Source organism: Coleofasciculus sp. FACHB-712 (genome assembly GCF_014695635.1).
Classification (GTDB): Bacteria; Cyanobacteriota; Cyanobacteriia; order Cyanobacteriales; family FACHB-T130; genus FACHB-T130.
Window position 1 is genome coordinate 1 of record NZ_JACJOQ010000561.1, and the last position, 8923, is coordinate 8923.

Sequence of the window (8923 nt, forward strand, 5' to 3'; positions counted from 1 at the left end):
TCTTGCAAGAGCGATCGCACGTGAGGAAATTCAGCGGCGTGTTGGGATAACCACTCCAACGTGCCATCCGTCGAACCATCATCCACCAGCACCACTTCATAGCCGCTGACGACACTACCAGCACTCAACTGCTGGTGTTCCATTGCTCTAAGGCATTTTTCTAGAATCGGCTTGCGGTTATAAGTTGGAATGACAACGCTAAAAAACACGATTTCCCCCGGATGACAACACTTTTAGTATCTCTCAAAGAACTGTAAGCCAATGAACAGAAAGCATTTTCATCTATCCCTTGGTGCCCCAGATGACTATGGCTGTAGATTAATCTGTGCTATTCCTGACAAGACTTGGCATAGATTAGTTGCATAATAAGAACTCGTTGTTTTGCGGAAGTGAGAGATCAATGGGTCGTGCTACCAAAGTTGTGCTGGCATATTCAGGGGGAGTCGATACCTCCGTCTGCATCCCATACCTGAAGGAGGAATGGGGAGTTGAAGAGGTAATTACCCTGGCGGCGGATTTGGGACAGGGAGACGAACTAGAGCCAGTCCGGGAAAAAGCGCTAAAATCGGGTGCTAGCGAATCGCTGGTTGCCGATGCTACAGAAAGTTTTGTCAAAGATTATGCGTTTCCAGCGATTCAAGCGAACGCTCTCTATGAAAATCGCTATCCCCTCCAGACTGCTTTGGCACGTCCGCTGATTGCCAAACTTTTAGTCGAAGCGGCTGAAAAATACGGTGCGGATGCGGTGGCGCACGGATGCACGGGGAAGGGCAATGACCAAGTTCGGTTTGATGTATCGATTGCGGCGCTGAACCCAGATTTGAAGGTGTTGGCACCAGCGCGGGAATGGGGGATGAGCCGAGAGGAAACCATCGCTTATGGTGAGCGTTATGGGATTCCTTCGCCCGTGAAAAAGAAATCTCCCTACAGTATCGATCGCAATTTATTTGGTCGCAGCATTGAGGCGGGACCCCTAGAAGATCCTTGGACGGAACCGCTAGAAGAAATCTATGCGATGACCAAAGCGATCGCTGACACGCCCAATGAGCCAGAATACGTTGAAATTGGCTTTGAAAAAGGCATCCCGATCTCCCTCAACGGTGAAGCTTTGCCGCCTGTCGCGCTAATTACGAAACTCAACGAAATTGCAGGAAATCACGGTGTCGGGCGGATCGATATGATCGAAAACCGCCTAGTAGGTATCAAATCGCGGGAAATCTATGAAGCCCCGGCTTTAATGGTTTTAATTCATGCCCACCGCGACTTAGAAAGTCTCACCTTAACCGCAGATGTGACCCACTACAAGCGCGGTATCGAAGAAACTTATACTCAGCTAGTTTATAACGGTCTTTGGTATAGTCCGCTCAAAGCCGCCCTGGATGCCTTCATTCAACAAACACAGGAGCGGGTATCGGGAACGGTGCGAGTTAAACTTTTTAAGGGCAACTCGATGACTGTGGGGCGTAAATCTGAGAAGTCCCTTTACAGCCCAACGTTAGCAACTTATGGAGCTGAAGACCAGTTTGACCATAAAGCTGCTGAAGGATTTATCTACGTTTGGGGATTACCGACTCGCGTTTGGTCGCAAAAAGCGAGAGGCTAGTTTGAAAGTTTTGAGTTTTGAGTTTTGAGTTTTGAGTGAGAAAACACATTCTTTTCATTCAAAACTTAATCGCTCATTACTCAAAACTTTTTCTAATCTCCCTCGATTGAACGCTTGGCTTCGCGGGACTCTAGCCAAAGAGGAACGGCAATCCAGGCAATCAAAAGGAACAACGCGATTAAACCAAATTGAGCGACCCACACAACTAATTGTTCCAGGGGTACCAGTCGCCCTGCGAAAAAGGACAACGTGACCATTACCGATGCCCAAGCAGTCGCCCCAGCTATGTTATAAGCCATAAACTTGAGGAAGGGCATTTGGGCAATTCCAGCGAGAGGACTGGCGACAATTCGCAGCACAGCCAGGAAACGACCGAGAAACACTGTTTTTCCGGCGTTCTCGCTCACTTGTTGCTTGAGTTGTAAGAGTTTTTCTTCGCGGATGCGGAAAAATCCCCCAACTTTCACCAGCAGGGGCCAGCCGCCTTTTCTGCCAATCCAGTAACCGCAAGTACCACCGACAACTGCACCAGCGATCGCGCTTCCTAGCACGAACCAGTAACTCAGTTCCTTACTTCCCGCCAAGAAACCCCCGGCGAGAGTAATCGTTTCACCAGGGATGGGAATGCCAAGATTTTCCAGCAAAATCCCCAAAAAAACTGCCCAGTAACCGTAGTGGTGGGCAATTTCTTTGATATTTTCTACAGATACAAACTCTAAAGACATTTATCTGGGTCTTTACATAGATTCATACTTCTATCATAGTGGCTCGATCCGCTCAGGGTGTCAATCAGGGCGGGAAATCTTGAGATTGTTATCGAGACGGCTACGAGCGAGGATTTTGCCCCTAGCACTCAAGGGCGATCGCACTCCTCTTCATCGGCAAATAGGCAGCCCAATATCTTTCTTGAGGAAATAAGGATTAAACAGGCGAGTTTACGTCTTTTTCGATTTGCTGCTTCGCCTTAAAAAAACATTTTCAGCAGGTATACCGACGGACAGATGCCAAATTTTAATTTTATTCTTATTAAGACTGTTAAAAAGTAATGCTCGTCAGGACTCAAACCAAAAACCAGTTGTGAGTGAATTTGCAACTGTGGCTGAGTGAGGACTTCTCTAGCTTTACCCTTGAGGAGAGGAACTCTAAGATAGAGGTATTTTGTTTCTAATATTATTTTATGTCTAAAGACTCAATAAAAGTGCTTTTAATTGAGGATGACGAGGATGACTATATTCTGACGCGCGATCTCCTCTCAGAAATTGAGCGAGAAAAGTTTGATCTCGAATGGGTAGATAGTTATGATGCTGCTTTAGAAAAGATTCAGATGCATCAACATGATGTCTATTTAGTGGACTATCGTCTTGGCGCACACAACGGCTTGGAATTGTTACAAGAAGCCATTTCAACTAATTGTAAAGCGCCGATCATCTTGCTGACCGGGCAAGGAGATCGGGAAGTAGACTTTGCAGCAATGAAAGCGGGAGCCGCCGATTACTTAGTTAAGGGGAAGATGGACGCGCCGCTATTAGAGCGGGCGATCCGCTACTCGATCGAGCGAGTCAAAACGTTAGAGGCGCTGCGGGAGAGTGAATCGCGGCTAGAGAATATTCTTGGCTCGCTCGATGACAGCGTATGGTCGGTTTCAGCCATCACTAGGGAGCCGATTTACATCAGTCCGGCGGCGGCGGAAATTTATGGTCGTCCAGTCTCCCAGTTTTTCGAGCGCCCGAACCTCTGGCTGGAGGTGATTCACCCAGAGGATCGAGAACGAATAGAAGCGATGACGCAAGCGTTACTCCAAGTCGGTGCAGCAGACGAAGAGTATCGTATTTTCCGACCGGACGGGCAAGAGCGTTGGATTCGCAATCGCGCTCATCTAGGGCGTGACGCGAATGGGAATGTCATCCGAATCGATGGTTTGGCTGCCGATATTACCAAACGCAAGCAGGCAGAAGAAGCCTTGCGGTCAGCTATGCGCGAAAACAGCCAGCTAGCGGCGGCGATCGCTAACCTGACAACTGGAGTTACAATCACCGATCCAACTTTACCTGACAATCCAATTATCTTTGTCAATCCTGCTTTTACTGCCATCACCGGCTACTCAGCGGCGGAAGTGATGGGTTCTAATTGCCGCTTTCTACAAGGGAAAGATACCGATTTCACTGTTGTGAAAGTGATGCGAGAAGCGATCGCATCAAAGCAACCGATTATGTGTGTAGTCCTGAACTACTGCAAAGATGGGACACCGTTCTGGAATGAACTCACCATCAACCCAGTTTTTGATAACGAAGGGAAACTCATCAACTTCATCGGGTTGCAGAACGACATCACGGTTCGCAAGCAAACCGAAGAGGCAATTGAACGACTGCGCCACCAAAACGAACTAATTCTCAACTCAGCGGGTGAAGGAATTTATGGTTTGGATATTCATGGAAACGCCACCTTTGTTAATCCATCTGCTGCGAGAATGCTGGGATGGGAAGTTGAAGAACTCATTGGCAAACCCTTGCATTTTATTTGCCACCATTCAAAAGCCGATGGCGCTCCTTATCCGCGAGAAGCGTGTCCAATTTATGCAGCCTTTAAGGATGGCACAGTTCAACAAATAGAAGAAGAAGTCTTTTGGCGAAAAGACGGTACGAGCTTTCCCGTTGAGTACATCAGCACCCCCATTCGAGAAAATGGTCAGTTGGTGGGTGCAGTCGTTACCTTCCAAGATATTACCGAGCGCGTAGGGGCAGCTACCAAGGCTGCCCAAACCCAGGAGGCTTTGCGTGAGAGTCAAGAACGTTATGAACTCGCCGTTTCTGGTGCTAACGACGGACTTTGGGACTGGAATTTAAAAACAAACGAAATTTATTTTTCTCCCCGCTGGAAATCCATGCTGGGCTGCGAGGAGAGCGAAATTAGCAATACGCCTGATGCCTGGTTTGAGCGAGTGCATCCTGAGGATATCGAGCAGTTGAAAGGGCAGATTTCTTTACATCTGGAAGGGCTGACCCCCCATTTTGAGAACGAACATCGCATACTACACAAAGACGGAACATACCGTTGGATGCTAATCCGGGGGATGGCTGTACGAGACACGAATGGGAAAGCCTCTCGCATGGCTGGCTCTCAAACTGACATCACCGAGCGCAAGCAAGTTGAGAAACAACTCCTCCATGATGCTTTTCATGACGTGTTGACAGGCTTACCAAACCGAGCCTTGTTTAGGGATCGGTTGGGACAGGCAATTGAACGGTCAAAACGAACCAGTGACTATTTCTTCGCCGTCCTTTTTCTAGATATTGATCGCTTCAAGGTGATTAATGACAGCTTGGGACACATGATTGGCGATCAATTGCTGGTAGCGATCGCGCAGCGGTTGAAAACTTGCGTGCGAGGTGGCGATACAGTTGCGCGGCTAGGCGGAGATGAATTCACCATCCTGCTCGAAGATATCAAAAATATCAACAATGCCACTGACATTGCCGAGCGCATCCACTTAGAACTGATGTATCCTTTTAAGCTCAACGAACAAGAGGTATTCTCTTCAGCAAGCATCGGCATTGCTATCGGGGGCGGTTCGCAAAGTGCCCCAGCCATCGGATATGACTGTCCTGAAAATCTCCTGCGCGATGCTGACACCGCAATGTATCGTGCCAAATCGATGGGGAGAGCGCGTCATGAAGTCTTTGATACCACCATGCATACCCGCGCGGTGGCACTCTTGCAACTGGAAAACGACTTGCGGCGTGCGATCGAGCGGGATGAATTTCAGCTTCACTATCAACCCATTGTGTCATTGACAACTGGCAGGCTTGACGGGTTCGAGGCGCTTGTACGCTGGCAGCATCCGGAGCGCGGTTTAATCTCTCCAGCGGAATTTATTCCCATTGCCGAAGAAACAGGTTTAATTGTTCCCATTGGGCTGTGGGTACTCTACAATGCATGTTACCAAATGTATGATTGGCAGCAATTTTATCCAGAATTACTATTAACAATCAGTGTTAATCTTTCGAGCAAACAGTTTTTACAACCAGATTTAGTCAAGCAAATCGATCAAATTTTGCGGGAGACTCGCCTGGATGCGCGAAGTTTGAAGTTAGAAATTACTGAAAGTGCAGTTATGGAAAACGCAGAATCGGCAATCAAAATGCTTTTCCAACTAAAAGCTTTAGGCGTGCATCTGCATATTGATGACTTCGGCACTGGCTATTCATCCTTAAGCTATCTGCATCGGTTTCCCATCGATCAGTTAAAGATTGATCGTTCTTTTATTAGTAGAATTGGGGCGAAAGACGACAGTTTAGAAATTGTCCGTGCTATCGTGACCCTGGCTCATACTTTAGAGTTAAATGTGACAGCAGAAGGGGTGGAAACAGCCGAGCAACTCTTTCAACTGAGAGAAATGGAATGCGAATATGGGCAAGGATATTTTTTCGCTAAACCCTTAACTCAAGAGTCAGCAAAAGAATTAATTGTTACAACACAGCAGCTTACCACCGATTTCAATTATTTTGCCTCAATCTTTGCAAAACCTCAATAATCTTATGTGCGCTGAGTAGATGACTGAAATTTAGTATTGCTTAATGTTAGGTTTTGCCAAGGCGAAACCTAACTAGGCATTCTGCAAAACTATATTTTATAGTGTTGAGTTTTCCGCTTCATTTTCCTTTAGTGGCAATTCAACAATCTCAAACCAGTATTTTCCCAAAGCTTTCATCACAGAAACTAGAGATTCAAATGTGACTGGCTTAGCAATGTACGAGTTTGCGCCTAAACCGTAAGAACGATAGATGTCTTCCTCAGCCTTTGATGTAGTCAGCACGACGACTGGAATAGGTCGCAGTTCGGGATCGGCTTTAATCTCCTGGAGAGCCTCCCGCCCATCCTTTTTAGGCATATTCAGATCCAGCAGAATTAAACCTGGACGGGGCGATTTTCTTAACTGAGTATACTTACCCCGATGGTAAAGATAATCCATCAGATCCTCACCATCTACAACAAAGTGTAGATCGTTAGCGAGTCGGCATTCTTCTAATGCATCCTTTGCTAGCAGCCGATCGTCTTCATCATCGTCAGCCATCAAGATGGTAATTAATTTTCCAGCTTTATTCACAGCGTTTTACTCACACCAAATTCCAGTACTTTCGCATAATTTGCAGTCGCGAAAAAAGGCTTGCTTTCTGAGATTGATCAGCAAAAATCTAAAATTTAAAATTCCAAAATCTATCACCTAGATTGCTTAATAGGTAGCGTGACAATGAATGTCGCCCCCTCCCCTAATATGCTTTTTGCTGTGATAGTACCACCATGACGCTCGACTATTTTACGGCAGATCGCTAAACCAACTCCCGTTCCTTCATACTCGTTACGACCGTGTAGGCGTTGGAAAACTGTGAAGATCCGATCCAGATACTTTTCGTCAAAACCAATGCCATTATCTTCGACCATAATTTGACACATGGGACGAGCTGATAAGTCTTGTGTCCAAAGCTGCTCGTCCCTCTCTAGTAATTGACTCCAAATCTTGACGACGGGTGCTTCTTCCTGACGCCGAAACTTCAGCGCATTGCTAATCAAATTCTGTAATAATTGCCGCATCTGCGACGGATCAGCATCAATCGTTAGCAGCTCGCCAATTTCTACTTGTGCGCCTACCTTCTGGATATGCACCTCCAAATCAGACAAGACCTCTTGTAGCACGTTGGTGATATTGACACGAGTAAAAGGCTGAGCTTTGCTTGTTACCCGCGAGAAGGCTAGGAGGTCATTAATAAGAGTTTGCATCCGTTGCGCCGCTTTTTGCATCCGCTCTAGGTAGTCCTTCCCCTCATTAGTTAGGGATTCCCCGTATTTGAGTTTGAGGCGATCGCCAAAGGCTTGAATTTTCCGCAATGGTTCCTGCAAGTCGTGGGAAGCGACGAAGGCAAAGTCTTGCAATTCCCGGTTGCTTTGTTCCAATTTGAAGGTATAAGCTTTTAATTTTTCCTCTGTTCGCTGTCGTTCGGCAATTTCAGCTTCGAGTTCTGTATTAATAATTAATAATTTTTGGGTACGTTCTTGCACCCGTTCTTCGAGCATTTCGTTGACGCTTTTGATTTCTGAAAATTTTTGATTAAGTGTCGCCGCCATCGACTTGAAGTTGCGAACTAGAGCGTCCAGTTCTGTCACCGGACTATTAGGCCAATCGATCAATTCTTGCTCTGAAAGTTTATGAGGCAGGTTTGTCGTTACTTGCGCTAGTTTTGAGAGGGGACCAACTAAGCTGCGGCTTAGAAGGGTTGCAAAAATAAGCGCGATCGCTGAAATTAGCATCAAAATCGCTAAACTATTGGTATGAACGCGCTCTATATGGCGGACGTCTGGTGTCGCAGACAATTCTGCAATGAGAGTCCAAGGAAGTTGGCTATCAATCGGAGTCTCTTGCACAAAGAACGAATTGTTCCAACGCACCATGACAAGCCGACTGCCACTTATCGGTAGCCACTGATAAGTCATCGGCGCAATTGGACGAATTTCGCCATCCTTACGACGATCAAATGTTTGCATTGCTACTCGCTCAGACAGAGTACTAGCAATTACAGATTTTCTGCGATCGACGAGAGTAATTTGTAGTCCCCGCTCGTCAATATTTGATTTTAGGAGTTCGTCAATACCGTTCAAATCGAGTTCTGCAATGACTAAACCACGGAAGCGATTATCTCTTAGCACGGGTACGCTGAGAATTACCTTTTGTCCGTTCACTACATCCGATAGAGTAGGTTGCAGAGTATTATTTATTTCCTTAAAGTAGGGTTTAACAGCAAGATTCAATCCAATAGTGGACTCTCCCGCTTCATTCTGTCGTGGTGAAGATGTAATTGCTTTACCTTCGGCATTGACTACATAAATCTCATGGAAATCTGGAAATGTCCGTCTAGCAAATTCTATACTTGACTGCAATGCATCCAATTTGGTAGGCTCATCAGCAGCAATCTGAGCAAATTCTTGAACTGCCTTTAGATGTTGCTGATGCCAAGAACGCATTTCAACAACTAAATCTATAGAAGCCGCCTTGAGTTCTGCATTAGCTGTTGTCTTGATGTTATCAATTACGCGGCGGCTGTCTAAAACCATAAGAATTAGAGTAGGAAAGAAGACAAAAGCTACTAACAAATTAAAAACAGTTTGTTGCAAAGAAAGCGTGCTAACTGCTTGAGGACGACCTAGCCATTTATGAATCGGTAAATGAGTCAGCATCAAGCTAGCAATTAAAGCATTGAAAATCCCGTTTACAGGCTGCTTTAACAAGATAATCAACGCTTGTGTAGTATCTACGTGCAAGATAATGGC

Annotated in this window: 6 protein-coding genes; 2 read left to right on the forward strand and 4 right to left on the reverse strand. The window is 46.0% G+C overall.

Translation table 11 applies throughout. The annotated features are described in order from the left end of the window. Window positions 1-209, reverse strand: a 209-nt coding sequence (locus H6F50_RS20105; RefSeq protein WP_190430073.1) for a glycosyltransferase, incomplete at its 3' end; no start/stop codon positions are given. Window positions 210-400: 191 nt separating this feature from the next. On the opposite strand from H6F50_RS20105, the gene H6F50_RS20110 reads away from it, so the two are divergent. After that, entirely contained in the window at window positions 401-1603 is a 1203-nt protein-coding gene (locus tag H6F50_RS20110; protein ID WP_190412056.1) for an argininosuccinate synthase, read from the forward strand. A 92-nt stretch (window positions 1604-1695) separates the two neighbouring features. Here the strand turns inward: H6F50_RS20110 and H6F50_RS20115 are convergent, their stop codons facing one another. Further along, on the reverse strand, window positions 1696-2328 hold the full coding sequence (locus tag H6F50_RS20115; RefSeq protein WP_190412055.1) for a DedA family protein: 633 nt from the start codon (window positions 2326-2328) through the stop codon (window positions 1696-1698). A gap of 452 nt (window positions 2329-2780) precedes the next feature. Between H6F50_RS20115 and H6F50_RS20120 the strand changes: the two genes are divergently transcribed. Next, the gene (locus tag H6F50_RS20120; RefSeq protein WP_190430074.1) at window positions 2781-6134 is read left to right on the forward strand and encodes an EAL domain-containing protein; all 3354 of its coding nucleotides are present in this window, start codon (window positions 2781-2783) and stop codon (window positions 6132-6134) included. A 96-nt stretch (window positions 6135-6230) separates the two neighbouring features. Here H6F50_RS20120 and H6F50_RS20125 read toward each other — a convergent pair whose 3' ends face one another. Together H6F50_RS20125 and H6F50_RS27270 are read right to left on the reverse strand one after the other, a co-directional pair. Next, the gene (locus H6F50_RS20125) at window positions 6231-6674 is read right to left on the reverse strand and encodes a response regulator (protein WP_190430075.1); all 444 of its coding nucleotides are present in this window, start codon (window positions 6672-6674) and stop codon (window positions 6231-6233) included. A 146-nt stretch (window positions 6675-6820) separates the two neighbouring features. After that, a partial coding sequence (locus H6F50_RS27270) for an ATP-binding protein (protein WP_242029127.1) occupies window positions 6821-8923 on the reverse strand: 2103 nt, incomplete at its 5' end.

Excerpts from the sequence above, each read along its gene's own strand:
- H6F50_RS20110 (WP_190412056.1), top strand. The coding sequence starts at position 401 with ATGGGTCGTGCTACCAAAGTTGTGCTGGCATATTCAGGGGGAGTCGAT.
- H6F50_RS20115 (WP_190412055.1), bottom strand. The coding sequence starts at position 2,328 with ATGTCTTTAGAGTTTGTATCTGTAGAAAATATCAAAGAAATTGCCCAC.
- H6F50_RS20120 (WP_190430074.1), top strand. The coding sequence starts at position 2,781 with ATGTCTAAAGACTCAATAAAAGTGCTTTTAATTGAGGATGACGAGGAT.
- H6F50_RS20125 (WP_190430075.1), bottom strand. The coding sequence starts at position 6,674 with ATGGCTGACGATGATGAAGACGATCGGCTGCTAGCAAAGGATGCATTA.